This window comes from Anaerotignum faecicola (genome assembly GCA_024460105.1).
Classification (GTDB): Bacteria; Bacillota; Clostridia; order Lachnospirales; family Anaerotignaceae; genus JANFXS01.
Map to the genome: position 1 here is coordinate 1 of JANFXS010000002.1, position 26,996 is coordinate 26,996.

Here is a 26,996-nt window from a genome sequence, read left to right on the forward strand (position 1 = left end):
CTTCCGCTTACTCGGCTTCTTTTGCTTTACTACTTACTTTGCTTTTCTCGATTGTCGATCCTTTGAACATCTCTGCTCTCAGAATCTCTTGACTCGTTTATACTTTATTCAGTTTTCAAGGTACAGTTTCTTTGTTTCAGCCGTTCATCACGACTGCTTGAATATACTAACATGATACCCTGAAAATGTCAACACCTTTTTTTAAATTTTTTTAATTTTTTCAGCAAACAAAATATTTAGCGTCTAAAAACCCTTAATTTACGCCATTTTCCGGTATCAATTTTTTTAAGGCCATATCATATTTTATGCAAAAATTTTTAAAATCATAAATAGCAGCAAATTGTTGTTATATAAAAACAAAGCTAATTTACTTTGTTCCAACAGTTCAAAAAATGGTGCAAAATTGGGGCTTGAATAAAAAAATACAAGTATAATCCCTAAAATCCACATCAAAACAATACCTTCCGCCATCCCCGCGGCCGCCCCGCCGGTTTTATTTAAAAAGCTTATTCCGGGAAGTTTTGCAACAAGATTTAAGGTCGACAGTATAATTTTAACCGCAATAAAGACAACTATATAAACTCCGATAATCGATATAACATTTATACATATATTCGCCACATACCCAGAAATATAGTCCTGAAGATTTTGAACGCCCAATATTTGATAAACTACGGGATTATTGTTTTCAAGCATTGACGTTTTAAAAAAATCAGGCAGTTTAAGGCTTTCAATAATACCGCTTTCACTTTGATTTACAAAATTTTGTACCGCGCCGCTCAGATCCAAAGTTTCGGCCACTTTTTCAGAAAGATTTGTATATAAAGCCGTCCCCCGCAAAAACTTGCTTACGGCAGGATACAGTTCATTGGCCGCTATAAGGCTGGCTATAACAGGCAGAAAACCGAAACATGTCTTTATAAATCCTCTGTGCGCGCCGGTTAAAACAAAAATACAAATTATGATTATAACAAAAATATCTAAACCGTTTAAAAACTCCAACTATATGCCACCCACTTCTGCCGTTAATTCATTTTCATAAATTCCGCTTTATTATTTCCAACCAAAATCACATTTTTGGCATTATCCATTAATATTATATCTTTAACGTCATATGTTGCCGTATATTCCCATTGAACTCCTCCGTTGTAATTCAAACACACAAAATTTTTGTTGCCTCCGATTACAACGCCGTTTTCATACGCGCTTATATATGTAATCGGCACGCCCATGTCATAACTTCCCGTAACTTTCCCCGAACTGTTTATAATTTCAACCGTATTTGAATTTACGCCTTCTTCCCCGGCAAATTCGTCCCCCAGCGCCAACGCCATATGTTTTCCGTTTCCGAACGCTACTCCTTTAAGTTCGTTGTTTAAATCAACAGTCCACTCTTCTTCACACTGCAAATTGATGCTGAAAATTATATTGTCGCCCACTGCGGCAAACGATCCGTTTTCCATATATTTAACAGACGGCACAACACAGCCTTCTTTTTCAATAGAGCCAAAAAAGTCGCCGGATTCCGTATTTTTATTGTCTTCTTTATTTGTGTAAAACAGAAGTATCTTTGAAACCATTTCAATTCCCGTTGTGTCAAGATAGCTGACGGCCAAAATTCTGCCGTCGCCCGAAATATCCAAAGCTATTGGGTAAACGCCCTCATCTTGTTCAAACCTTTCCATTAAAAGCTGTCCCGTTTCGTTATACACAAGTATTTTATATCCCGGTTCAGACTTTATAATAGCCGCCAGACTCCCGCTGTTGTTTATGGAAAAACGGAAAACCGCCCCGTCAGGCTGTACCGTGTATATTTCACCCGTTTCATTATACATTCTTATTACACGCCCCTGCGACTCTGCAACTGCCGTGTAATTCCCGTTGTTTACAGTTACCGGCGATGACATTGTGTATGTGTAATTCCATTTTTGAGTATTATTTGCGTCAAAAAATTTAACTCCGTCTTTTGTCACATATAAGTATTCGTTTCCATATCCCACAAATGACGATTTGCTTCCGCTTTCTATATCCATTTCAACAGCCTTTTCCGCTTCGTCTTTACTGAAAGTTTCCGAAACAATCGGTATGTAAGCGGCAAATTCCTTAATGTTGTCTTTGTATAAATATGAAACGGCGCCTATTATGATAACTAATACGGCCGCCGCCGCAAATTTGCCTTTATTCCCTTTCTTGCCATTTTCTGTATTTGAATTATCCAAATCCCCTGTCTTGATAACTTTAAAATTTCTGTCGTATCCATCTTCTCCTCCATGGAATCCCAAAAATATCTCCTCCAAACTTTTGTATCCGGTCAGATAATTATATTACACAGGGGCTTAAAAGTCTAATGCTTATTTCATGAGAAATTCTTAATTTATTCCTAAAATACGGCAAAAGCCTCCATTTCCGGAAGGAACAGAGGCTTCATATCCATTACATAGTTTTTATTTTATTGTACAAAGATTTATATTCCTTTGCCGAATTCGTCCATGAATTATCCGAAAGCATTGCATTTTTGACAACGAGTTTCCATTCGTCCCAACCTTTATCATAAACTGACAGTGCCTCTTTTACAGCCCACATAAGCCCGTCGGCGGTATAGTGTTCAAATACAAACCCGTTTCCCTCTCCTTTTTCGGCATTATAATGGCTTACGGTGTCCGAAAGCCCGCCTGTTTTCCTCACTATCGGCACAGTACCGTAACGCAGGCTGAACATTTGTCCAAGCCCGCACGGTTCAAAAAGGGATGGCATCATAAACATATCGCTTGACGCGTATATCCTCTGTGCAAGGGTATCGTCAAAAAGAATATTTGCGCTTACCCTTTTCGGATACCGCCATTCAAGAGTCCTGAAAAAGTCTTCAAGCCTTCTTTCCCCAGTTCCCAATATAATAAACTGTATATCATAATTAAGCATCTGCTCTGAAATCCAAGCCACAAGATCAAACCCTTTTTGATCTGCCAAACGCGATATTACGCTTATAACAGGCACGTCTCTTTCTTCAAGGCCAAGCTGTTTTTGAAGCGCCCGCTTATTTTTCTTTTTTATTTCAAGGGTATCCAAACCGTAATTATATTCGATCCTTCTATCGGTTTCGGGATCGTTTTTTTCAAAGTCGATGCCGTTTAAAATTCCGCACAGCCTGTCGCTTCTGTATCTTAAAATTCCGTCCATTCCATATCCGTACTGGAATGTTTTAATTTCCTCGGCATATGTCCTGCTTACGGTACTTATCATATCGGCATACATAAGGCCCGCTTTCATGAAACTAATCTGCCCGTAAAATTCCATATTGTAAAAGCACGAATCCGGAACGTCGAACATCTCAATGCTTTCCCTTGCAAATCTCCCCTGATATTGAAGGTTGTGGATTGTAAAAAGCGTTTTTATATCTTTATAAAACACAAATTTCTTATAATTTTCATTCAAAAGCATGGGAATCGGGCCTGTCTGCCAGTCATTGCAGTGGATTATGTCGGGATAGAAACCGATATAATTCATCATATCAAGCACGGCCTTGCAGAAGAAAGCAAACCGCTCGTTGTCGTCGTCGTATCCATAGTATCCGTCGCGTCCGAAATAATAATCGTTTTCAATAAAATATGTTGGAACTTCTCCGGCTTTTTCAAGTATCCCGGCTTTTTGATTGCGCCATGAAAGAGAAACGTTGAAATCGCCCAAAAACTTTACTCCGATAAAATGTTCTGTTTTAATTGTTTTATATTTTGGCAAAACTACTCTTATGTCAATATTTTCTTTTTTAAGGGCCTTGGGCAGCGAACCGGCAACGTCGCCAAGACCTCCAGATTTCGCAAAAGGCGCTACCTCGCTTGAAACTAAAAGCACTTTAAGGGGACAGTTTTCGCTCATCATTTTTTCCTCCCACAACATACTATTGAACACCTGTTATATTTATAATACTATGAAATAATTGGCATTACAAGAAAAAACATGATATACTTTTTTATAATACACTGTATTTATAAATTAAATTACAAATATATTTTCAAAAGGAGCGTATTTATGTCATCGGAAAAAGTATTAAAACGTGATGAAATACAGGAACAATACAAATGGAAATTGGAACACCTTTTTCAAACGGATGAGCTTTGGGAAAAAACATATAATGAAATTTCATCGAAGATTCCTAAACTTGGGGAATTTGAGGGCAGAATTTCACAAAACGGGCAAAATCTTTTAGAATGTCTTGAAACTTCCGACGAAATATCAACTGTGCTTGATAAATTATATGTTTATTCAAACATGCGTCTGCATCAGGACAGTACAAATTCTTTTTACCAATCCCAAAGCAACAAAGCTGAAATGCTCGTTGTCAAATATATGAGTTATACTGCCTTTATAGTTCCCGAAATTACAAATATACCTACGGACATGATTGAAAAGTTTAAATCCGAAACTCCCGGACTGAAATTATATTCCCACTTTTTAGAGAATATAACCAGGAAAAACAGCCATGTCCTTTCGCCAAAAGAGGAAGCTATACTTGCCAAAACCGAAGAATTTTCCAACTCAGCTCAAGATATATTTGCCATGATTAACGATGCGGATATTAAATTCCCATCTATTAAATCGGAAAACGGCAAAGAAATTCCCCTCACAAAAGGGAGGTATACCCTTTTAATGGAAAATAACAACGTATCTGTGCGCAAAGCTGCTTTTGAAGCCCTTTACGACACTTATGCAAAACAAAAAAATACGCTCGCGCAGACATATTATTCAAGCGTAAAAAAAGACGTATTTTATGCAAAGATACGAAATTATAACTCAGCTTTGGAAATGGCCCTTGACGATGATAACATACCTACGGAAGTATACGATAACCTTGTCAAATCGGTTCATAAATATCTGCCTCTTATGCACCGTTACGTAGATATTAGAAAAAAGCTGCTTAACGTTGAAGAACTGCATATGTATGATATTTACGCCCCTCTTGTTGCAGACGCCGATATAAAAATCAGTTATGAAGACGCAAAAGAAAAAGTAACGGAGGCGCTCGGAGTTCTTGGAAACAAATATGTCGGCGCTTTAAAAGAAGGGTTTGACGGCGGTTGGATTGATATTTACGAAAACGAAGGCAAACGCGGAGGCGCATATTCATGGGGCACCTTTTCTGGCCATCCCTATGTTTTGTTAAACCATGCGGATAATATAAACAGCATGTTCACCGTTGCGCATGAAATGGGGCACGCCCTTCACAGTTATTTCACATGGAAAAAACAGCCTTATATCTATTCCGGCCACAAGATATTTGTTGCCGAAGTAGCTTCAACCTGCAATGAAGCTCTCTTAATGGAACACATGCTGAAAACGACAACAGATAAAACAGCGCGCCTATATCTTATAAACTATTTCCTTGAACAGTTTAAAAGCACATTTTTCCGTCAGACAATGTTTGCGGAATTTGAGAAAATTGCGCATGAAATGGTTGAAAAAGGCGAACCTCTCACATGCGACGGCCTTTGCGGCATTTACCGCGACTTGAACAAACAGTATTTCGGAAACAATATAGTTATTGACAGCCGTATTGATTTGGAGTGGGCAAGGATTCCTCATTTTTATAATGCTTTTTACGTTTATCAGTATGCGACAGGCTACAGCGCCGCAATCGCCCTGTCAAGGAAAATATTAAACGAGGGCCAGCCTGCCGTTGAAAAATATCTTGATTTTCTTTCAAAGGGAAACAGCGAATATTCTATTGATCTCCTTAAAGGCGCCGGGGTAGACATGACGACATGCGAACCGTTTGAAAATGCAATGAAAGTGTTTGAAAACCTCCTCGTTCAAATGGAGAAAGAAATTTAACCTAAATAAATTTACATCAAATGCAAATTACAATGTGCATCAGATAAGTCCTGCAAAATAAGTATTTTATGCTTTATATTCCTAAAGTATTTTTAGCTTCAATGTACAAGGGTATATACGCTCTATACGGTAAATTCTTCTGTTCATCGGCGTTGCAAACACTTGCCTATGAACTCTCGAATTTTCCTTCGGAAAACGCTGCGCGCCGCGGCTCTACCGCGGTTCGCGCCATTACCTCTTGGTAAAACGGCTGCTCATTTACGCCTTGAACAACAAACAAATTCCCACATGTGGAGTCAAAAAGTTGATGACGGCATAATCGGTTTAAGAGAAAGGAAAAAGCATGCAGGCACAGTCAAAGCTGCGTCAAGTGTTTTGGGCGTCCTCAACCGTATAAACCATTGGTACAATGAATCTAGCTTCGGTTTATATGGCCGCCCAGCCTCACAATAAAAATTTTCCGCCCTTCGGCGTTGCATACGCTTGCCATAGAACCGCTGCTCCTGTGGGTATGCGCCTTGAAGAACAAAAATTTTTATTTTTGAGATCAGAAAGTTTTAACCGCAAGAAGCGGCGTAAGAACAAAGCAAAGATGCGCAAGCGCAACAAAAGCCCTATGGCAAACGGCTTTAACACGGCTTTTACGCCGCTTTTGCCCGTTAAAACCACGCGAACTTTTGGAAACCGACGCTATTAAAACTTAATCGAATAAATTCTAATCATCATACAAAAACAAAACCCGCCGTATGCAAATTATAATACAGCGGGTTTTTATTATTTTTATATTTAATTTTACAACAATATTCCCTATATAAGGTAATTCTTTATGGCTTTGCATATGCCTGATACACCCTAACCTTGCGGCCTTCATCGTCATAAGCCGTTGTTAGAAACTTCCATCCGCATTTTTCATAAAAGTTCGTGTGGTCTGTAATTAAGTATATATCTGAAAAACCGAAATTAGCCATATCTTTCCTTGCAAAATCCAATATACGTCTGGCGACGCCTTTTTTACGGAACTCTTCTTCAACATAAAGAGCGCATAAATTCGGCGTTAAATCCTTGCGGCTGTGAAAATCGTTTTCTATAACACCGGCTCCGGCAATTATTTTATTTTTGTGCAGAACAATATACCATTGCGGTATATGGCTTGCTTCCGTCATACTTTCATGCATGCTTTCAGAATATTCCCGTATAGGTATGCCCCATTTGTCTGCAAACCATTCCGCCGCATTATCAATCAACGCCGGCATATCCCTGATACAAATTATTCTCAAACCGGAGCCTCCCGTAAATTTTAAAATTTAATTCAGATATTGTTTAAACACTTCAATCATATCAAGCTTTTCCCACGGAAGATCGAGATCGTTCCTTCCGAAATGTCCGTATGCGGCAGTCTGCTTATATATAGGCCTTTTCAAATCAAACCTCGCTATAATTCCCGACGGCGTGAGATCAAAATTATTTTTAACAATTTCCTCAAGCTTTTCATCAGGAACTTTTCCGCTTCCGAATGTATTAACAAGTATGCTTACAGGTTCCGCTACGCCGATAGCATACGCAAGCTCAATTTCACACTTGTCTGCGATCCCGCTTGCAACAATATTTTTCGCAACATGGCGCGCCGCATAGCAGGCGGAACGGTCAACTTTTGTAGGATCCTTGCCGGAGAAAGCTCCGCCGCCATGGCTTGCATACCCTCCGTATGTGTCTACAATAATTTTCCTTCCTGTCAGGCCGCTGTCGCCCTGCGGGCCTCCGATTACAAAACGGCCTGTTGGATTTATAAAATATTTTGTATTTTCGTCAAGAAGTTCCGACGGAATAACTGCTTTAATAACCTCGTTAATAATATCATGCCTGATAGACTCCTGATCTACGTCGGGGGCATGCTGTGTTGAAATAACAACCGTGTCAACTCTTACAGGTTTATCGTCTATATATTCAACCGTAACCTGGCTTTTCCCATCGGGACGCAAATATTCAAGCGTGCCGTTTTTGCGTACCTCGGCAAGCCTTCTCGTAAGCTTATGCGCAAGCGAAATAGGCATCGGCATATATTCTTCCGTTTCATTGCAGGCAAATCCAAACATCATTCCCTGATCCCCGGCGCCTTCATTGTCAACTCCCATTGCAATATCGGGCGACTGTCCTTTAAGTGACGTAAGCACAGCGCACAAATCGGCGTCAAAACCGTATTTCGCCCTTGTATATCCAATTTCTCTCACAGTATCGCGCACAATATTCTCAATATCAACATAACAGTTCGTAGTTATTTCGCCCATAACGTAAATCATGCCTGTGTTTGCAGTTGTTTCGCATGCAACCCTTGCATTTTTGTCCTGCGCAAGTATAGCGTCCAAAATAGCGTCTGAAATCTGATCGCATATTTTATCCGGATGCCCCTCTGTAACCGATTCGGAAGTAAATAGTCTTTTACTCATTTTTCTCCTCCTTAAATAATTAATAAATACATGTTATAACTTCAAATCCGCTGAAACAGTATCATACCGATTTCAGAAGTTTCGGGAATAAATGTCTAGTTATAAAATTCTGATATATCAAATCCCGTTAAAAAACAAAGCCCGCAGAACATGGCATTCTGCGAGCATATATCCAAAAAACTCATCTCTCGCCATTTTCAGCGCGGGAATTGGCACCGATGCATTTTTAAATGCCGGTTGCCGGGTGTCATAGGGCCCTGTCCCTCAACCACTCTTGATAAGCAATCCTTATTAAGTTTTTTCTATTCTATCAATAAATCTGTGCATTGTCAATATAATTCATTTTGCAGGCATAATTTAAAAACCGAACTTTTAATCTAAAATACCATATATTTTTTAATATAAATTATTTCCATACGGTATTTTTAGTTCAAAAATCATAGTTTTTGTTATCACTTTTTTTAAAATCAACTAATACGTTTCATTTTTTGCCTTTAAAAATAAAACTTTTTATCAAATATATAAAAAATTCGTTCTATTAAGTAATATTATACAAGTTCTTTCTTCTTTGCGCCTTTTTTGCCGTTGTCGGAACCTTCCCCGCCGTCAATAAACTCTATATACTTGCCCGTGCCTATTGCAACGCAGCTGACTGCATCCTCTGCAATAATGGTATTAATGCCCGTTCTGCTTGAGATAAGCTTGTCTAAGCCGTAAAGCAGACTTCCGCCGCCGGTCATTACAATCCCTCTGTCTGAAATGTCGGCGGCAAGTTCAGGCGGAGTTTTTTCAAGCACAGTGTGCACCGCCTCCGTTATAGCCATAACGGATTCCGAAAGGGCTTCAAGCATTTCTTCACTGTTGACTGTTATATTTTTAGGGAGTCCCGTTATAAGATTCCTTCCTCTTATATCCATTGAAACCGACATTGTCCTCTCAAACGCCGTTCCGATATTTATTTTCAACTGTTCGGCGCTTCTTTCTCCAATGAGAACGTTATGCTTTTTCCTCATATATCTGATAATAGCGTCGTCGAAATTATCCCCGGCAACTTTAAGCGAAGTGCTTACAACAGTGCCCCCAAGGGAAATTACCGCAATATCCGTCGTTCCTCCGCCAATATCCACAACCATGCTTCCGCACGCCCTTGAAATATCAATGCCCGCTCCTATGGCCGCCGCTATAGGCTCCTCAATAATATATACTTTCCGGGCGCCGGCCTGTCTTGCCGCATCCTCAACCGCCCTTCTTTCAACGGCAGTAACGGCGCTCGGCACACATACCGCAATAGTAGGCTTCATAAACGGATGCTTTCCGATAGCTTTTTCTATAAAATATTTAAGCATTCTTTCGGTTACTTCATAATCGGAAATAACGCCTTCCCTGAGAGGCCTGATCGCAACAATATTCCCCGGCGTTTTTCCCATCATTTTCCTTGCGTCTTCGCCGACGGCAAGTATTGTATTTGTATTTTTATCAATCGTAACTACAGCAGGTTCCCTTATAACAATTCCCTGACCCTTAATGTGCACCAGCACAGTTGCCGTGCCAAGGTCAATGCCTATACTTTCACCAAAACCAAATAAATTAAAAATGCCCATCTTGTTATCTCCTTTGTAACTCCCCCGAAAACTCAATCGTTATAATTATACATTACTTTTTCACCAATAGCAAATAAATACAATATCAAACTTTAAAATTTTTTCGCAATACCCCGTTCCGGCAGAAAGAATATGTCGTCGTTTACAATCAATCCTTCAAGTTTGCCGATTCGCAAGCCCATATCTATTCCGCCCTTCATATCACGGCGCATCGGCCATTTACTTTAAATTATGTAAAGAATCGTTTTTATGCCGCGCATAATTAAGGGGCAGTTAAATGTTGTTTTGTTATACTGGCATTTTAAATAAATCCTGTTTGCTTCAGTTTGAAGCCGCATAGCATTTTCAGCCTTAAATCTTATAATTTTTATATTTAAGGCTTGATATGCGCAGTTTTATGCAGTGTATCATGTTATAAGAAAACTTAACCGACATAATGCAAATCCCGTTTTAAACCAAATGCACGCGTTGGAAAATAAAAACGGCGTTAAACATAAGGCCATTATGCTTGAATTAACACAGCCTATATTTTAAACGCCGTTTATGTCACATAAATTCGTATCCCATTGCAGAAAGGGTTATAATAGCTTTTGGAGTATCAGCCGTTTTAACAAATATATAATCCTCGCTGTAAGTCGATACAATAAAAACGCCAATATCTCTTCCGCTTAAAATACCGGAAATTTCAGCAGACGCCATCTTCGTTCCATTGGTATGCTTTTCATCCGTCACAATAGCTTTCCAGCCGATTTTACATTCAACAACCGCTTGCGGCAATTTGCCGCTTTCGCAAACAACCGATATTTCTTTATCCGTCTTGTTTATAAAAATAAACCTGCCGTTATAGTCTATATCTCCGATATCTTCAACACGGCATATTGAAAATTCCTGCGGCAAAACTTTGAGCTTCATATTATTCGCCTTTCTGCCTGCTGTGTATAAGGCTGTTAAGCTCGTCTATTTCATTTATGATAGCCTTCTGCTGCTGTTTATAAAGAAGATTTTTATTATATTGGTAGAATTTTACACTTCCGTTGTCATTAATAAATTTAATGCTGTAATATCCGCTGTTAAGTTCAGTAACGAATATAACCATTTCCTGACTTTCCCCAAATGCCTTTTCCATAAATTCAAAAGCGTTTTCAAGTTCCTCCGAGGTCCTGTCAATTATTTCGCTCCTGTTTTCAACTTCATTTTCAAAAAGTTTTTTTATAAACTCAAATCCGTCGCCGCAGTTAACGATTCCGGCTTTTTCAACTTCATGGGCATATGAAGAAAGTTTATTTATAATTCCAAGTTCTAAATGTTCGTCTTTTTTGTTGATGATAGAAGCCGCCTTTTTAGCCCGCAGCTTCTTCTCCCTTAAAGAAACCATATCGCTTATAACATCTTTCGGAAAAGCTCCGTTTCCTTCAAATATTCCCTTCATTTCCTTTAAAACGCCATGAAGCCCAGTGACAAAAACGTCTGCCTTGTCAGCCTCTTTAAAACTTATATTAAGCGCTCCCAGCAAAAGGCTTATCACGCCTATTTTTTCATCAAACGGCGCTACCCTAAGACGGTCTATATATTCTTTTTTAAAGTTTCCGTTTAAAATATCCCTTATTGAATATTCTTCTTTATATTTATAATAAAGTTCCAAATAAGCGGCAAAATCTTTTGCGATTTTCATATCCTGAAGGTATTGGTAAACAACGCCCAAATCAACTTTTTTATTAAGCTTTTCATAAACGTATATTATTTTAGAAAGATCTTCCCAGCCGCGGGCAGTTGTAAATATTTTCCCGTCCGCCGTATTTTTAATGCTGTAGAAGTTCTCCTTCCTTATATCCAGGTAAGATAAAACCGCATTGTGTATATCCATAAAGACAGCATATTCCCGCCAAACGGCATAATCAACGTCAACTTCAATTTTTTTCACCCTGTCCAGGGTAACTACGTCAAATTCCCTTACGCTTTTATTGTACTGCGGAGGATTTCCGGCGGCTGCAATTATCCACCCTTCAGGAACCCTGTGGCTTCCGAAAGTCTTATATTGTAGAAACTGGAGCATTGCCGGCGCCAATGTTTCAGAAGCGCAGTTTATTTCATCAATAAATAAAATTCCTTCTTTTATGCCCGTTTCTTCGATTTTTTCATATACGGATGCAATAATCTCGCTCATGGTATATTCCGTTACCGAATATTTTTTGCCGCCGTACATTTTTTCTTCAATAAAAGGGAGCCCTATCGCACTTTGCCTTGTATGATGCGTTATTGTATATGCTACAAGGCCGATTCCCATTTCTTCCGAAATCTGTTTCATAACCGCCGTTTTGCCTATTCCCGGAGGCCCTATCAGAAGCACGGGCCTCTGGCTTTCCAACGGTATCATGTAATCGCCGAATTCGTCTTTTAATAAATAACTTTCAATCGCGTCTTTAATTTCTTCTTTCGCCCTTTTTATATTCAAAACTTATTTCCTCCAAGTTCATATATTTCATCTTTATTAAGTATAATTTCTATTGCCCACGGCGGAACCCCCGTATCGTCAAAATTATCATTCACAAATACAAATGCCGTTTCATAAGGAGGCGTCTTGTCCGGGTATGTCCCAAACCCGTCTGTAAAATATATTAAGCCTTTAAGCTCGTTAATTTTCTTCTCTTCGCAAAGTTTATTGACATAGTCAAACGCCGCCCTGAAATCTGTACCGCCGCGCCCCTTAATTTCAAAATTTTCCATATACTGTTCAAAATCTTCCCTGCATACAATAATCCTGTCTTCCTGTACACGGCTGTCGCACTGTATAATATGGATATTTATTTTCCTGAAAAAGCTTTCGTTGTCCTTTAATATAGAATACGTTTCTTCAAGAAAAATGCGTACAAGTTCCCTTTCGCAAGAAGCCGAAGTATCTATAACAATAACAAATTCTTCCACTTTTTTGGCGTCGCTGTATTCCAGGCTCTCAATAAGCGGCATATTTCCATACACTCTAAGCCCATAAGTATAATATATATAGTCGTAGCTGTCCATATCAAGCTGCATAATTTCGCGCCTTACCGAAAACTTCCTTAAAAACTCCCTGTAATCATATCTTTGTCGGTTTTCAATCCTTAAAAATTCAGAAAGTTCGCCGGTTTCACTGCTTTGTCCCCTTGAGAAAGTGTCCATTTCGGTTTCCGTTTTTTGACTTATATTCTGCCATTTGTCTTTAAACTTTTCAGGGTCCAGCCTTGAACTGTTCCCGTCGCCGTTTCCACTGCCATTCCCGTTTTTGCCGTCATCCTCACCGCTGCCGCCGTCGTCTCCGTTTTCGCCTTTATCATCGCTTCCGGAGCCGTTTTCCGGCATCTCGGTTTCCGAATATCTTCTCCAAAAACTATGGTCGTCTACAAAAAATTCTTCCTCCAGCTTTTCAAGGCTTTCAAACTTTATCTCATTTCCGACAATAAGGCCGTATATCCCTTCTGCTGTGGGAACTTTCAGTTTTCCCTTAATATCTGAATATACCACACGCCTTAAAGCGTTCTGCCTTCTTTGAAGGCTCCTAACAGAAAGGCTGTCGATAACGTATTCAACGGCAATATCGCAGCATAAATTCCAAATTCTTTCATCCCTTTCCCCAATATTTACAAGATGCTTAAAAAGACAGTGCATAATCATGTGTACATAAGCTCTTTCAAGCCATTGGGGCATGCTTTTATATCCCTCCATTAAATATACCGGCGAATAATAAAGATAATACCCATCCGTACCTACGCATCCCGTATCGCCGCTCATAGCGAAACTAAGCCCGTCAAATGCCATAGATAAAAATTTCATATCCATATAAAGCTTTGTTTTGACGGAAAACAGTATATTAGAACATATGCCGTCAATTTTTTCAATAATGTCATATTGCGAAGCCATACTTTACCTCATCTATAAATCAAATGTTTTAACCTTCTTTTTAAAACCTGAAAGTTTAATATCAAGTACAAAGGCCGATATTTCACTGTCGCCGCTTTCCGCGGCTGCCGACACCGCCATGTCGATGTTTTCCGCCGTAAATACCCCGTTATCCGCCATAATCTCCAAAAACTTTGTATCTTTGTTTTTTGCAGCATACAAAACGGCCTTTTCAACGTTCTCCCTCAAATACTCCAAATATTTATCCAAGAAATATTCGCCTAACTCATATGGATTTAAAATCCTACAAAATATAATCCTGAAAATTGTTTCATCTCTTTCTTCAGCCACTGCCTTTGAAAATGATTCGTCGTATTCATGGAAATTAATCCCTTTTGCAGTAATAGCCTGCCTGTACCTGAAACCGGCCCCCACCGTGTATGTAGTGCAGTGTTTAGCCGGAGCGTTCACAAAAAAATCATAGTCGTACTGCGGAAATACAACGCTTATATTCTTATCTTTAATATTCAAAATAAATTCTTCTTTAAGCTCGCTTAAAACGGACATAACGGCAGGGCTTATCTTTACTGCCGAGGAAATATTTACAGTATTTATCTTATCACAGTTTTTTATAAAACCGTCTCCTACAAACACAAGACTGTCAGGGAGAGTTATTTCCTCTATATTGCGGCAGTTATAAAAAGCATGCGCCCCAACTTCCCTGATCCCCTCCGGAAGATTTATGACAGTCAGCCCCGTGCATCTGCAAAAAGCATAATTTCCTACCGCCGAAATGCCCTGCGGAAAAATTACCTCGGCAATAAAATTTTTATCCCGGAAAGCATTATCCCCTATTTCCAAAACTTTTTTCCCGTCTATTTCCCGGGGAATATTTACAATAGGATTATTTCCCGAATATGAAGTTATAGCAATACCGCCTTCAACCGTTTCATAAATAAAGTCGCACAACATATAATAATTCTCCATTGATAAAAATTCTACAGTAGATTATACCACATAAAACCGAAATAATCAAAACATTTTAAAAGCCCGCAACATATTATTAAATGCCGGCGGGCTTTAATTATAAAATATCCTTAAATTTGCCGCTCTATGCAAGCTCCGCATAAGAAACTTGTCCGCTTTCCTTCAGCGCATACATAATCAAGCTTCCAAATTTTTTCTTTATAAAACATACGCGCCGACAAGAAATATCCTGAAACTACTTTATTTCCGTCCGCAAAATAATTCATTCCTTTCCCTTTCCATCTATGACAAGGGAAAAAACGCTCAATAAAAACGAAACGGCTATAATCGAAATAGAAGTTGCAGAAACATCTTTCATAAATTTATCGGCCACCGTCATAACAATACTGTTTCCGGCCGTGTCTAAAATAACAAAAATCACCGCATGCCCAAACCCGCTTATAATATTCAAGTCTGCCAACGCTTTCGGTATTGAATTAGTAAGCAAATCTACAGGTATGCCCATAACGGCCGTTGCAAGAAAAAACTTAAATATACTCCAAACCGAATCATATTCGAAACCGAAAATTTTCATAACGGCTCCGCCGGAAACAGACATTAAAAATAATACTATTAATATAAGAACCATTAACAAAGCAATCGCCGGAAGATATTTTAAAAATGCGCTCAGAAACTTTTTCAATTTATCAGCCTTTCAATTTTACGAATCAATATTCAGCTTATTATTAATCCAAATTAAATTATTTAAAATGCGCCGTAATTCTTCTTTAATGACAGATTTTATAAATATTTAATAAAATCTCCCGAAAACCCGTTTAAGAAAAAACAGTTCTGCCGCATTTCAAAACTTACTGTTTTTTATACAGTTCAGTCAGCTCCTTTAGAACTTCAACACAATCTCCCACGATTTTAACATGACTTACATTAAATATAGGCGCGTCGGGATCAGAATTAACTGCAATAATCTTTTCCGCTCCCAAAATTCCGGCCGTATGCTGTATCGCCCCCGAAACGCCGAAACTTATCAAAAGCTTAGGGCTTACAAAGCATCCCGTTTGACCGACCTGATGTTTATATTCGCTCCAGCCTGCTTCCACAAGCGGCCTTGACACGCCGACTGACGCGCCTATCAAATCTGCAAATTCATTTACTAATTTCATATTTTTTTTAGAGCCTAAGCCCCTTCCCGCTACGATAAGTATTTTGGAGTTCGCAATGCTTTCGTTATCCTGCACATATTCGCGTTCCATTATTTTAACCTTACGCTTTACCCTTGAAAAATGGACTTTTGTAATTGCGCCCGTGCGCTTCAAATCCTTCTGAAGCGGTTTCATAACTCCCGCGCGCACCGTTGCCATCTGCGGCCTTGTTCCCGGGCAGATAATTGTCGCCATTAAATTTCCGCCGAAAGCCGGCCTAGTCTGGAGCAAAAGCCCTGTTTCATTGTCTATTTCAAGGCTTGTGCAGTCTGCCGTAAGCCCTGTTTTAACCCTTGCCGCAACTCGCGGGGCTACAGCCCTTCCAAAACCTGTCGCACCGAAAAGCAGTATTTCCGGCTTACGGCTTTCTATCAGCCTGCATATTATGGAGCAGCATATTTCCTGCGAATAATCGTGCAGTTCGTCGTCAGAACACAAAAGCACTTCATCGGCTCCTGCATATATAAGCTCTTTAGCCATGTTCTCACTTCTGTGGCTTAGGAGCACGGCAGTAAGACTGCATCCCTTCGAGTCTGCAAGTTCCCGTCCTTTTCCTAATAATTCAAAGGCTACGTCAAGCACCTTTTCATTGCTTACTTCCGCAAATACCCAAACGCCGCTGTATCCCGAAATATCATTTGCGGCGCCTGACTTTTCAATTTCAATAGCGCCAAAAGGGCAGCTGTCGACACATACACCGCATAAAACACAATTATCATTAATAACAGCTTTACTGTCCTTCATATTGACGGCGCCGGAAACGCAACTGTTAACACACACTCCGCACCCGCGGCATAAATTGTTTTTAACCTGAATACCCGCCATTTATTTTACCTCCTTAATTATGGAAGCAATTTGCCTGGAAAGGCTTTTAGCATCCCCCTTTAGCTCAATACATTCGCTGTTTTTTAAAGGCACAAATGTTTTTACAACTTGCGTAGGCGATCCTTCAAGCCCGGTCCTTGATGTGTCGGCGTCCAGATCTTCAGCCGTATAAATATCAAGCGGCGCCGTCTTGCTGAACCTTATAGATGAAATAGACGGCATCCTAGGCTGGCTTATGCCTTTAACCACAGTTATAAGCGCGGGAAGAGGAACATTTACAAGCTGCCTTCCCCCGTCAATTTCACGCCAACATATTATCTCTTTATCATTTATAAAAACAATTTCCTCCACGTCTGTCGCAAGCGACACGTTCAAAGCTTCAGCTAGTTCAGGCCCTATTTGCGCCGTATCTCCGTCCACAGCCATTTTGCCGCAGATTATAAGATCGCATTTTCCGAGTTTTTCGATTCCAAGGCTTAAAGTGTAGCTTGTTGCAAGGGTATCCGCCCCAGCAAAAGCTTTGTCGCTTAAAAGCGCCGCCCTGTCGCATCCGCGGCTTAGCGCGTCCCTCAAAAGCCTTGCCGTGTCCGGTATGCCCATGCTCACGGCGGTTACCGTGCCCCCAAGACTTTCCTTTATCCGAACTGCAAGCTCAAGCGCCGATGAATCGAATGGGTTGATTACTGACTGTTTCCCATCCCTTACAATAGTTTTTGTAACGGGATCGATTTTAACTTCATTTGAAGAAGGCACTTGTTTCATACAAACCGCTATATTCATTTCCCCGCTTCCCCCTTCATAGGCTTAAAAAGGTTGCCGTTTCCCAAAAGTCCTTTCGGATCAAGGCTGTATTTTAATTCAGCCATTTCCATAATATGTTTTTTCCCATACATTACTTCAAGAAAAGGGGCTTTTATTTTTCCGACGCCGTGTTCGGCGCTTACGGCTCCACCCATACTCGTAATCCTTTGCGCCCACTTTGAATAAAGTTCTTTTCCGTTAAAGTAATCATCCTCGTTCTCAGGCAATATGTTTACATGCAAATGATTATCTCCGATATGACCCCATGTCGCCGATTGAAGCGCATATTCTTCAAGCCCTTCCCTATAAACCGAAATAACTGTTTCAAGAAAATCATCCGGAACCGACATATCCGCTCCCAGTTTAGTAATTATCGGATTTTCCTTTTTTCTTTTATCTATAATCATATTTGCGCTTTCAGGCACTGCATGCCTGAAAAAATGCAGACATTCTATATCGCTTTGAGTCCTTGCAACCCATGTGCATGTTTCGTCTCCGCCGACTTTTATAAGGGCGTTCCCGATTTCAAAAAGCCTGCTTTCGTTATCCTCGTCGCTTTTGCCGTGGAGTTCCGCATAAATGCAGCATCCGTAATTTTCAGGTATTTCAGGCAAAGCCGAAAATGCCGTGCCTGCCCTTTTTTGATGACGTAAAAGCATAAGGGCGTTTGAATCAAAATACTCTATAGCGGCAATTCCTTTTATTTTATGGCGTATCGCCTCTACAAATTTTACGGCCATATGTTCGTTTTCAAAAAAGCAGCTTACTCCCCAAATACTTTCGGGAAGTTTCAAAATTGAGATTTCTATTTCGCTGATAACGCCCAATGTTCCATCTGAACCAATAAAAATGTCAATGGCGTCCATATCGTCTTTTATATAATACCCCGAAGCATTTTTTGTTTCGGGCATAATATATGTAGGCAGTTTCAAATGAATCCTGCTTCCGTCCTCACATTCCAAATCAACGGTTCGCCCTTTTGCAAATGTGCTGCCCCTTTTAAGGCTTATAACGCGCCCGTCCGCTAAAACAACCCTAATTGCGGTTATATGTTTTCTGGTGGGGCCATACATAAAGCTTCTCGCCCCCGATGCGTTGCATGCAACCATTCCTCCTATATCGGCTGTGCTTTCAGTCGGATCCGGCGAAAAAAAATATTCCCCGCCTCTGCAAAAATCATTGTATGCTTTAAGAGAAGTTTCGCTCCAATCTTTGGTATTGAAACTCTTCCGGGTTATCATCTTATTTAATTCAAGAAGAGGTATTCCGGGTTGAAGAGTGAAATAAAAATCCCCGTTTTTATCTTTACGGCACCCCAAAACTTTATCCATACGGCTGACATTAAGTATATGGCCGCCAAACGGGACGGCCGCCGCCGCCAATCCTGTCCGCGCTCCCTGTATCGTTATATTCGTATTGTTTTCATACAAATATTTAATAATCTCTATAACTTCATTTTCTGTCTTTGGAAAAGAAATAGTTTCCGCCGTTCCGACGGTTCTTGACTCGTCTTTTAAGTATTCCTGATATCCGGCTGAAATTTCTTTTATCAGCTCCATATACAGCCCCCCATAATATTTGTGTTAACAAAATAACAATACCACAGCGTCAAAATAAAATGTTGTGCAATATTCGCATAAAGTTTGCATATATTAAGATTTTATGATAAAATTTTATATATGTAAAGTTTTTTGTCAAAATTCTAAGGAGATTAAAATTATGAGATATTTTTTCGATATACGTCTGAACGAAGATTACGCATGGGAAATGAACCAATTTCACTTCCACGATGCATACGAAATAACAGTCGTGCTTGACGGAAGCGGTGAAATGAGCGTAGGTTCTCATACATACGCCATGAAACGGGGAGCGGTTATGCTTTTAAATAACGCCGAAATACACAGGAGCAAAGTCGAAAAAGATACTGTTTACAGGCGATATGTTATAAAGTTCCCGCTTGAATACGGACGCATGCTTTCAACCCCTCAGACGGATCTTTTAAAAATGTTCGGCCAAAAAAACCCCTGCCTGATACTTGACGACGAAAGTCTAGGCGAAATCGAACTTTTATGCCGCCGCGCCGCCAATGGCGGAAACGATTACGGCGACGATCTTTTATGTCAGTCTGCATTTGTAGAGCTTGCAATAAAATTAAATAAACTCTCAAATGTTTCAAAAAAAGCCGAGCCGTACCATTCTAAAAATGTAGACAGGGTTACGCCTATAATGGAATATATAGCGGCAAATGCGGAAAAAAATATCACCCTTGAAACCATTGCCGCTGAATTTTATATAACCAAACAGCACCTTTGTTATATTTTCAAAAAAACTACGGGCCTCGGCATAGGACAATATTTGACTGCGCAAAGGCTTATACGCGCCTGTTCTCTTCTGCGCCAGGGCGAAAGCGTGCAGATGGCCGGCGAACTTGCGGGATTCAGAAACAATTCGCATTTTATAAGGACATTTAAAAAAGCCTTGGGAACTTCTCCCGGAAAGTACTCGTCCGAATATAAAGGCACAGTATTTATATAAATCGTCTGCCCCACAAGCGCCCGCCGTTATTTTGGGCGGCCGGCGCTTTATTATATATAAAATATATTCTTTGGCACAAAGAAATTTAAATCTAAAACGCGGATATAGTCAACGTATCAGCCATACCGTTTCCTTTTATGCTTACCTTGTTATACAAATGCCGCTATAATTCATATGCTTTATTAATTTGCCAATTTCTCCGACATCTGTTTTATATTGCGGATAATACAAAACATAAATAATCAAATATATTTAAAAATTCATTCAGCGAGGTTCCGCATTATCACCAACATGGTTCAAATGCAGTCTGTCGTAAAATAACATACTTACCATGACGCCGCTTTGGTGCATTTTAATACATAATGCCTAAAAATTCCTATTCCGTCGGGTATATAGGCATAAATTGCAAAACGGTAAACAACCGTATTACGGCCAAATATTTTGCATACCGTCATTATTACCGCTGATACTGCCTATAATAATATTACGTTTCCTCTTCCAAACACATTTAAAGCGCCGTACACAGGCCTTTCCCTGTATACAGGCGCTTTCATGATTATTATTCCGCATTGTTAATTTTGTCGGCTTCTTCTTTGTTAATACTTATGCAGAGCTCTGCAAGCTGCTTTTCATCAACAACATTCGGCGCGTCGGTAAGCGGGCACGATGCGTCTTTAACTTTAGGAAACGCCATGACGTCCCTAATGCTTGAAGCCCCGGACATAAGCATTATAATCCTGTCAAGCCCAAACGCAAGCCCTCCGTGAGGCGGAACGCCGTATTTGAAAGCGTCAAGGAGGAAACTGAACCTGCTGTATGCTTCTTCCTCTGTAAATCCGAGAAGTTCAAACATTTTCTTTTGTATATCGTTTCTGTGGATACGGATACTTCCACCACCCAGTTCAACGCCGTTAAGCACCATATCATAAGCTTTTGCGCGCACTTTTCCTGGATCTTTATCGATAAGCTCAATATCTTCGTCCATTGGCGCCGTAAACGGATGATGTACCGCAACAAACCTGTTCTCCTCATCATCCCATTCAAGCATAGGGAATTCCGTAATCCAAAGGAAATTATATTCGTCAGATTTTAAAAGATCCAGCCGTCTTGCTATTTCTATACGAAGAGCTCCCAGCGAATCAAAAACGATTTTATCCTTATCGGCGCAAATTAATATTAAATCCCCGGGCTTGCCGTTCATAGCACTGACAATTTCAGACATTTTGTCGTCAGTAAAAAATTTCGCGATCTGACTTTTGATTGAACCGTCGTCGTTAATTACAATCCATGCAAGGCCCTTTGCTTTATATGTTTTAACAAACTCCACAAGGCTGTCGATTTGCTTTCTCGGAAAATGCCCGCATCCTTCAGCATTGATTGCACGCACACTGCCTCCGTTTTCAAGAGCGTTTTTAAAAACGGCAAATTCCGTATCCTCAACAATACCTGATATATTTTTAAGCTCAAACCCAAAACGCAGATCCGGCTTGTCAGATCCAAAGCGTTCCATGCCCTCGGCATACGTCATCCTCTTAAACGGTATTTTAATATCTACGTTAAGAGCGTCTTTAAATACCTTCTGTATAAGCCTTTCGTTAATATCAATTATATCGTCAACTTCCACAAACGAAAGTTCCATATCAATTTGAGTGAATTCAGGCTGGCGGTCGGCCCTCAAATCCTCATCGCGGAAACATTTTGCAATCTGGTAGTACCTATCCATACCGCTGACCATAAGGAGCTGTTTAAAAAGCTGCGGGCTTTGCGGAAGGGCATAGAAATTCCCCGGGTGTACGCGGCTCGGCACAAGATAATCCCTTGCTCCTTCGGGCGTGCTTTTTGTAAGGATAGGCGTTTCAATTTCCAAAAATTTTTCACTGTTAAGGAATTCCCTTACAATCTGCACAACATTATGGCGAAGCTGTATATTCCTGAATATATCCGGCCTTCTCAAATCTATATACCTGTATTTAAGCCTTAAATCGTCTTTTGTCTGGCTGTTCTCCTCAATAGGGAACGGCGGCGTTTCGGATTCCGATAATATCCTCAATTCTTTTGCGATAATTTCTATTTTTCCGGTTTTCATAGACGGGTTTATATTTTCTTCAGTCCTTGCCGCCACAATCCCTTTAACGGCAACGACATACTCGCTCCTGATTGACTCGGCTTTAGCAAACAGCCCGCTTTCTGCAGTCTGATCGACTACGGCCTGAACAATGCCCGTCCTGTCCCTGAGCGCGATAAATATAAGCTGGCCAAGGTCGCGTCTTTTCTGAACCCAACCCATTACCGTAACTTCGCCGCCTATATGGCTTTCATTAACATCGCAACACATATGGCTCCTTTTTAAGCCTGCCATTGATTCTCCCATTTATATAATCTCCTCACATACTTTGTATTTTAAACTATCAATTATAGTATCAGAAAAGCGCTTAAACTTCAATATTTAATATACTCTAAATTAAAAATACAATCATATTTTATAAATTATAACTAATATACGGAAAATCATATTCAATACTGCTTTTATTTCCAAGCAGTCCATTTAGTTGTACATACTTTGTTCAAGCAAATAATTCTATGAAAAAACCGCTTTTATTTTAAGCCAAATCTGTTTAAATATATTTCCGATCCTTGTGATGAAATTCCCATCGGCTTTAAATGTTTCGTCTACATCAACGCCGTCGTCATCGTCAACTGTTATTTCTTCCGTCCTTAAAACAATCTGCACGCTTTCGGGCGAGGGATTCAATTCAGACGTAAATGAAATGGGTTCCAGAGTTTCGTCCATATTTAAAAATCCCATTTTGTCCTCGCTGTATTCATCCCATTCATTATCAATCGTATCTTTTATGGTATCTTTTGCATTCCTGATTGTCCCTGTTTGTGCCAGACCTTCAAGAGACGTTGAAATGGCATTTATCGTCCCGCTTAGTAGAGCTTTTGTTCCGGAATCCAGACTTTCCCCGCTTTCCTGTGCTACGGCTTTTGTTGTAGACAAGAGTTTATGCGTTGTATCAATGCCTTCAATCGCACGGTTTACAAGTTCTTTTGCGTCTGCCGCCGACTGTTCCGCATCCTGTTCATACTTATTAAGCGTATCCATAAGCGCCGCGCTGTCATCAATCAGGCCTTTTGCAAGGGAAAGTGAGTTATTTAAGCTTTCAAGCAGTTTGTTCATGTCATCTGCCAAAAGGGTTATATCATTGCTGTGTGTTTCGGCAGAATTCATATAGTCGTCAAAAAGCATAAGAGCCTCGTCAATATCTCCGACAAGCGCTTCACATTCTGAAGCCAAATCCCCTAAATACGTTAATGTGTCGCCCGTTTCGGCAGATATCGAGCCGCCTGCCGAACCCAACGAGTTTAAAACGCCGTTAATTTCAGATATTTTGGCATTTACCATTGCAATTATCATATCAAGCTTCGGATCTGCCCCGCCTGTATCGGGCATTTGCGTTAATCCTCCTATTGAAGGCATTGAACCAAGGGAATTTCCGCCGAGGGAATAACTCAAATCCATAAGCACATCCCTTAAAGCGTCAAGGTCATTTCTCGTCTGCTCCGTAAGGGCCGCTCTGCTTTCAGAGTTTCCGTTCATTTCTTCAACCATTGTTTTTAACCCTTCAATGTCCGAACAAAGCCCTTCAACAGCTTCCTGGGCATCCGAAATAATAGGCTTAAAGTCCTTTGCTGTATTTGTAATTTTATTTAAACTGTCGTTTGTTTCATTAAGCAGTTTTTTTGTATTTTCAAGATGTTCGACAAAAGGCTCCGAGGCTTCGGATATGCCTGCAAGGGCGTTAAGCGCGATGTCCGCTTCGTCATATATTTCATCTTTGGAAGAACTTATTGTCCCTCTTGCGGTTTCAAGATCTTTCAGGCCGTCGGCAGTTTCCCTGAGACCTGACTGCAAGTTTTCCATTGTCGAAAGTATAACGTCTAGCCCGTCGCTTAAAGCGTCGGCAGAATCCTCTATTTTCTCTTTGTCCTCCCTCAGTTTCCTTATATCCTCTATTTGAGACAGAGTACCGGGCATCATCATCATAAAAAGCCCGTCGAAAGAGAAATCGTCCGAACCAATCCTGATTGTATAATGCTGTTCCTCTTTCGGCATAACCATAAACACAACCGCTTTTATATTTCCGATAGTCTGTACTTGCGCCCCTTCGGCTTCTACGCTTAAATTATCGTCCATATTAACCATTGTGCCGATTTGGAGTATCATATTGTTTTTAAAATACTCGCTTGTTTTTTCGTTTGGCAGTATATCTATGTTAATTTCGACAAGACCCTTTTCTCCGGCAAGCTGATCGGCGTTTTTTTCAACGCCGTTAAGCTTATATGAAACGTCAATATTCCACGGAAGTTCAACGGTATTTTCTTTAAGTTTTCCCTCAAAGTAAAACCTGTTCTCCTTACCGTCAAAATTGAACGAAACTTTCTCGCCTTCGATTTGAGGCTTTGCATAATTGCTCATATTTATAACTTCTTCATAATTGCCGTAATCAGTTACAGAGTCTGCCTCGTTTAAATAATATCCTTTAACAACGCTTACATTCCCTATTTTTCCATACGGATCGAGGTTAACATAAAGCGTTTCGTCGCTTTTTGCAGCGGCAGGCGCGCCGTATGCATATTGAAAAGGCGACGATAATGCGACAGAAACTGCCGCCAATAAAGCCAGCTTTCTTTTAAGCGTTTTCATTTGCAGTACCCTCCTTGCTGTCTGCCGATATAACGTTCATACCGTCATTTTTATATTTCCCAAACAGTTTTAATTCATGGTTTTCCCTCATGTTCCTAAGCCTCCTTAATTTGCTTGCCCTAGGCACATCTGTAGGTTTTTTGATAATTTTGTCAAATGCACAAAGAAGCGCCGGCAGGAGCGAAAGCACGAGTATTACGCTTAATACGGCCCCTCTTCCTACAAGACGGCCAAGCTGGGATATTCCCTGCACGCTGGAGGTAAAGTAAAGCCCGTATCCGACAACCGTAAGTATGGAACCGGACGTAATTACGGAAAGCGCGCTTCTTGAAACCGCCGCTTTGCTTGCTTCAACCTTATCCATATCATTACGAGCTTTAATATAATTATTTGTAACCAGTATTGAATAGTCTATCGTAGCCCCTATCTGCACACAGCTTACTATAATATAGCCCATATACGGTATTGTGCTTCCGATAATATATGGTATTGTCATATTAATGAATATAGCTAATTCTATAGGTATAATTACAAGTATCGGAAGCAAAACGGAACCAAACGTAATCATAACCACCATGGCAACGCCCAAAAGCGAAATAAGGCTTACATTTTCATAATCGCTTCTGAGTATATCCTTTATATCCATTGTACTGGACGTCGTTCCCAAGGCATACCCGTCTTTATAATACTTTTCGATAGCGCTTTGTACCTTTTCCATACACTCAAATGCATAATCGCTCTCTTGAGTCGTATTCAGCGATATAAGGATCCTCGCATAATTATCAGTATGGAGTTCCCCAGTGAGCTTTTCGGGCAGGAAATCAATCGGTATGCCCTCAGGCAGCGTCCCTCCAAGGGAAATAGCGTAATTTACAAAGTCCAAATTTTCCAATTCCTCAGTCAAATTCCTTTCATCGATAATGGAAGTATTCGGTATTATCCCGACAGCAATATTGCTTTTTCCGAATTTTTCTTCAATAAGCCTACTGTCCGTATCATATGTAGTTCCCGGGCCCGCGCCGATAGCTTCGTCGCCGTATTTAAAGTAATTCATATCCTGCCCTATATACGAAGGCACAGCCAATATAACAGCGGCGGCTATAACAAATTTCCTTATCCTGTACATGGCCGTCCCAACGCCTTTTGTAGAAGGCATGAACGATTTATGGTGGTATTTCTGCACCCTCTCATAATTTCTCAGTATAAGAGCCGGCATAAGGAAAAGCACAGTTATAAGGCTTATAACAACTCCCTTTGCAAGTACGAATCCAATATCGCGCCCAATTGTAAAATCCATAAGAGCGAGCACTATAAACCCTACGATTGTAGTCGCTCCGCTTGCAAGCACCGAAGAAGCCGACGACGTCAAAGCTTTCTTCATTGCTTTTTCCGGTTCGATTCCTTTTTCCCTGTAAAAAGTAAAATTATCCAAAAGAAATATGGAATAGTCCATAGAAACGGCCAGCTGGAGTATAGCCGCCGTACTGAAAGTGAAAAATGAAATTGTTCCGAAAACAATATTGCTCCCCATATTTATAATAATGGCTATCGCCATAACGGAAATAAAAAGCACAGGCTCAAACCATGACGTTGTGGTAAGGGCAAGTATTATAAATATAATTATAAACGATATAATTATTGCAATAGTAAGTTCCCTTGTAACGCTTGCCTGCATTGATTTTTTGCTTACTGCCGATCCGGTGTAATGTCCGTTTTCCCCAACGATTTTATAAATTTCATCAAGCGCTTCATGCGTTTTAGCGTCCGCTTCCCCGCCTTTAAATATAACTTCCATAACGGCGTCGCCGTCTTTATAAAATTCATCAAGGTTATTATAGTTTATAAAATCCCCCGACATATAAACGTCCGTAATAGTATCCGGGCCGATCACCATATCAACTTGATCTAGATTTGATATTTTTTCTCTTATGTTTTTTGCTTCATAAATTGATACGTCCTCAACCATGATTCTTGCCATACCGGGATACCCGAATTCTTCTTCCATAAGATCCAAAGCCTGTTTGGAAGGGGCGCTTTCGGGAAGATATTTGCTGAGATCGTAATTTACTTCCACAAACGGATAAAAGAATATACTCAACGCCACTGCAACAAAAAATACTTTTTCAATTACATGGCTTTTATCGACTATAAAGTTAACTATTCCATCAAAATGTAATTTATTCATCTTTTCCTCCAT

Annotated in this window: 19 protein-coding genes and 1 riboswitch; of the genes, 2 read left to right on the forward strand and 17 right to left on the reverse strand. The window is 40.1% G+C overall.

The window, feature by feature from the left end; all coding sequences use genetic code 11:
* Positions 1-303 precede the first annotated feature (303 nt).
* The 3 genes from NE664_02695 to glgA all read right to left on the reverse strand — a co-directional run bounded on the left by NE664_02695 (position 304) and on the right by glgA (position 3,873).
* Entirely contained in the window at positions 304-1,002 is a 699-nt protein-coding gene (locus NE664_02695) for a CvpA family protein (GenBank protein ID MCQ4725570.1), read from the reverse strand.
* A 23-nt stretch (positions 1,003-1,025) separates the two neighbouring features.
* On the reverse strand, positions 1,026-2,282 hold the full coding sequence (locus NE664_02700; GenBank protein ID MCQ4725571.1) for a DUF5711 family protein: 1,257 nt from the start codon (positions 2,280-2,282) through the stop codon (positions 1,026-1,028).
* A 151-nt stretch (positions 2,283-2,433) separates the two neighbouring features.
* Positions 2,434-3,873 carry a glycogen synthase GlgA gene (glgA, locus tag NE664_02705; protein MCQ4725572.1) on the reverse strand — a complete coding sequence of 480 codons (1,440 nt, stop codon included), beginning with the start codon at positions 3,871-3,873 and terminating at the stop codon, positions 2,434-2,436.
* 153 nt (positions 3,874-4,026) lie between these two features.
* Here glgA and pepF point away from each other — a divergent pair, with 153 nt between their 5' ends.
* Positions 4,027-5,826, forward strand: coding sequence for an oligoendopeptidase F (pepF, locus tag NE664_02710; protein MCQ4725573.1), 1,800 nt, complete (start codon positions 4,027-4,029; stop codon positions 5,824-5,826).
* Between the two features lie 824 nt (positions 5,827-6,650).
* On the opposite strand, the gene NE664_02715 is transcribed toward pepF, so the two are convergent.
* From NE664_02715 to NE664_02765, 11 genes are all read right to left on the reverse strand, one after another.
* Entirely contained in the window at positions 6,651-7,079 is a 429-nt protein-coding gene (locus tag NE664_02715; protein MCQ4725574.1) for a GNAT family N-acetyltransferase, read from the reverse strand.
* Between the two features lie 51 nt (positions 7,080-7,130).
* Positions 7,131-8,270, reverse strand: coding sequence for a methionine adenosyltransferase (gene metK / locus NE664_02720; protein ID MCQ4725575.1), 1,140 nt, complete (start codon positions 8,268-8,270; stop codon positions 7,131-7,133).
* A gap of 178 nt (positions 8,271-8,448) precedes the next feature.
* A riboswitch (SAM riboswitch) is annotated at positions 8,449-8,554 on the reverse strand.
* A 264-nt stretch (positions 8,555-8,818) separates the two neighbouring features.
* On the reverse strand, positions 8,819-9,871 hold the full coding sequence (gene mreB, locus NE664_02725; GenBank protein MCQ4725576.1) for a rod shape-determining protein MreB: 1,053 nt from the start codon (positions 9,869-9,871) through the stop codon (positions 8,819-8,821).
* Positions 9,872-10,417: 546 nt separating this feature from the next.
* The gene (locus NE664_02730; GenBank protein MCQ4725577.1) at positions 10,418-10,783 is read right to left on the reverse strand and encodes an ACT domain-containing protein; all 366 of its coding nucleotides are present in this window, start codon (positions 10,781-10,783) and stop codon (positions 10,418-10,420) included.
* 1 nt (position 10,784) lies between these two features.
* On the reverse strand, positions 10,785-12,323 hold the full coding sequence (locus tag NE664_02735) for a MoxR family ATPase (protein MCQ4725578.1): 1,539 nt from the start codon (positions 12,321-12,323) through the stop codon (positions 10,785-10,787).
* Entirely contained in the window at positions 12,320-13,765 is a 1,446-nt protein-coding gene (locus tag NE664_02740; GenBank protein ID MCQ4725579.1) for a VWA-like domain-containing protein, read from the reverse strand. The genes NE664_02735 and NE664_02740 overlap by 4 nt, the downstream gene beginning before the upstream one ends.
* A 12-nt stretch (positions 13,766-13,777) precedes the next feature.
* Entirely contained in the window at positions 13,778-14,716 is a 939-nt protein-coding gene (locus NE664_02745; protein ID MCQ4725580.1) for a leucine-rich repeat domain-containing protein, read from the reverse strand.
* Positions 14,717-14,993: 277 nt separating this feature from the next.
* On the reverse strand, positions 14,994-15,359 hold the full coding sequence (locus tag NE664_02750) for a regulatory YrvL family protein (GenBank protein MCQ4725581.1): 366 nt from the start codon (positions 15,357-15,359) through the stop codon (positions 14,994-14,996).
* A 220-nt stretch (positions 15,360-15,579) separates the two neighbouring features.
* The gene (locus tag NE664_02755) at positions 15,580-16,755 is read right to left on the reverse strand and encodes an electron transfer flavoprotein subunit alpha (GenBank protein ID MCQ4725582.1); all 1,176 of its coding nucleotides are present in this window, start codon (positions 16,753-16,755) and stop codon (positions 15,580-15,582) included.
* Positions 16,756-17,535 (reverse strand): electron transfer flavoprotein subunit beta/FixA family protein, encoded by a 780-nt coding sequence (locus tag NE664_02760; protein ID MCQ4725583.1) that lies wholly within the window; start codon positions 17,533-17,535, stop codon positions 16,756-16,758.
* Complete coding sequence (locus tag NE664_02765) at positions 17,532-19,115, reverse strand: FAD-binding oxidoreductase (protein ID MCQ4725584.1); 1,584 nt, start codon at positions 19,113-19,115, stop codon at positions 17,532-17,534. The genes NE664_02760 and NE664_02765 overlap by 4 nt, the downstream gene beginning before the upstream one ends.
* Positions 19,116-19,275: 160 nt before the next feature.
* Here NE664_02765 and NE664_02770 point away from each other — a divergent pair, with 160 nt between their 5' ends.
* Positions 19,276-20,091 carry an AraC family transcriptional regulator gene (locus NE664_02770; GenBank protein MCQ4725585.1) on the forward strand — a complete coding sequence of 272 codons (816 nt, stop codon included), beginning with the start codon at positions 19,276-19,278 and terminating at the stop codon, positions 20,089-20,091.
* 559 nt (positions 20,092-20,650) lie between these two features.
* On the opposite strand, the gene aspS is transcribed toward NE664_02770, so the two are convergent.
* The 3 genes from aspS to NE664_02785 all read right to left on the reverse strand — a co-directional run bounded on the left by aspS (position 20,651) and on the right by NE664_02785 (position 26,984).
* Entirely contained in the window at positions 20,651-22,462 is a 1,812-nt protein-coding gene (aspS, locus tag NE664_02775; GenBank protein MCQ4725586.1) for an aspartate--tRNA ligase, read from the reverse strand.
* Between the two features lie 207 nt (positions 22,463-22,669).
* On the reverse strand, positions 22,670-24,799 hold the full coding sequence (locus NE664_02780; protein ID MCQ4725587.1) for a hypothetical protein: 2,130 nt from the start codon (positions 24,797-24,799) through the stop codon (positions 22,670-22,672).
* Positions 24,786-26,984: an MMPL family transporter gene (locus NE664_02785; GenBank protein ID MCQ4725588.1), complete on the reverse strand. Its 2,199-nt coding sequence runs from the start codon at positions 26,982-26,984 to the stop codon at positions 24,786-24,788. Before NE664_02785 ends, NE664_02780 begins: the two co-directional genes overlap by 14 nt.
* Positions 26,985-26,996: the final 12 nt, after the last annotated feature.

What these genes read in the sequence shown, in the direction of transcription:
- mreB (MCQ4725576.1), bottom strand. Translation starts at nt 9,871, where the DNA reads ATGGGCATTTTTAATTTATTTGGTTTTGGTGAAAGTATAGGCATTGAC.
- NE664_02740 (MCQ4725579.1), bottom strand. Translation starts at nt 13,765, where the DNA reads ATGGCTTCGCAATATGACATTATTGAAAAAATTGACGGCATATGTTCT.
- NE664_02750 (MCQ4725581.1), bottom strand. Translation starts at nt 15,359, where the DNA reads ATGGTTCTTATATTAATAGTATTATTTTTAATGTCTGTTTCCGGCGGA.
- NE664_02785 (MCQ4725588.1), bottom strand. Translation starts at nt 26,984, where the DNA reads ATGAATAAATTACATTTTGATGGAATAGTTAACTTTATAGTCGATAAA.
- glgA (MCQ4725572.1), bottom strand. Translation starts at nt 3,873, where the DNA reads ATGAGCGAAAACTGTCCCCTTAAAGTGCTTTTAGTTTCAAGCGAGGTA.
- NE664_02760 (MCQ4725583.1), bottom strand. Translation starts at nt 17,535, where the DNA reads ATGAATATAGCGGTTTGTATGAAACAAGTGCCTTCTTCAAATGAAGTT.
- pepF (MCQ4725573.1), top strand. Translation starts at nt 4,027, where the DNA reads ATGTCATCGGAAAAAGTATTAAAACGTGATGAAATACAGGAACAATAC.
- NE664_02765 (MCQ4725584.1), bottom strand. Translation starts at nt 19,115, where the DNA reads ATGGAGCTGATAAAAGAAATTTCAGCCGGATATCAGGAATACTTAAAA.
- NE664_02715 (MCQ4725574.1), bottom strand. Translation starts at nt 7,079, where the DNA reads ATGCCGGCGTTGATTGATAATGCGGCGGAATGGTTTGCAGACAAATGG.
- metK (MCQ4725575.1), bottom strand. Translation starts at nt 8,270, where the DNA reads ATGAGTAAAAGACTATTTACTTCCGAATCGGTTACAGAGGGGCATCCG.
- NE664_02745 (MCQ4725580.1), bottom strand. Translation starts at nt 14,716, where the DNA reads ATGTTGTGCGACTTTATTTATGAAACGGTTGAAGGCGGTATTGCTATA.
- NE664_02780 (MCQ4725587.1), bottom strand. Translation starts at nt 24,799, where the DNA reads ATGAAAACGCTTAAAAGAAAGCTGGCTTTATTGGCGGCAGTTTCTGTC.
- NE664_02730 (MCQ4725577.1), bottom strand. Translation starts at nt 10,783, where the DNA reads ATGAAGCTCAAAGTTTTGCCGCAGGAATTTTCAATATGCCGTGTTGAA.
- NE664_02755 (MCQ4725582.1), bottom strand. Translation starts at nt 16,755, where the DNA reads ATGGCGGGTATTCAGGTTAAAAACAATTTATGCCGCGGGTGCGGAGTG.
- NE664_02770 (MCQ4725585.1), top strand. Translation starts at nt 19,276, where the DNA reads ATGAGATATTTTTTCGATATACGTCTGAACGAAGATTACGCATGGGAA.
- aspS (MCQ4725586.1), bottom strand. Translation starts at nt 22,462, where the DNA reads ATGGGAGAATCAATGGCAGGCTTAAAAAGGAGCCATATGTGTTGCGAT.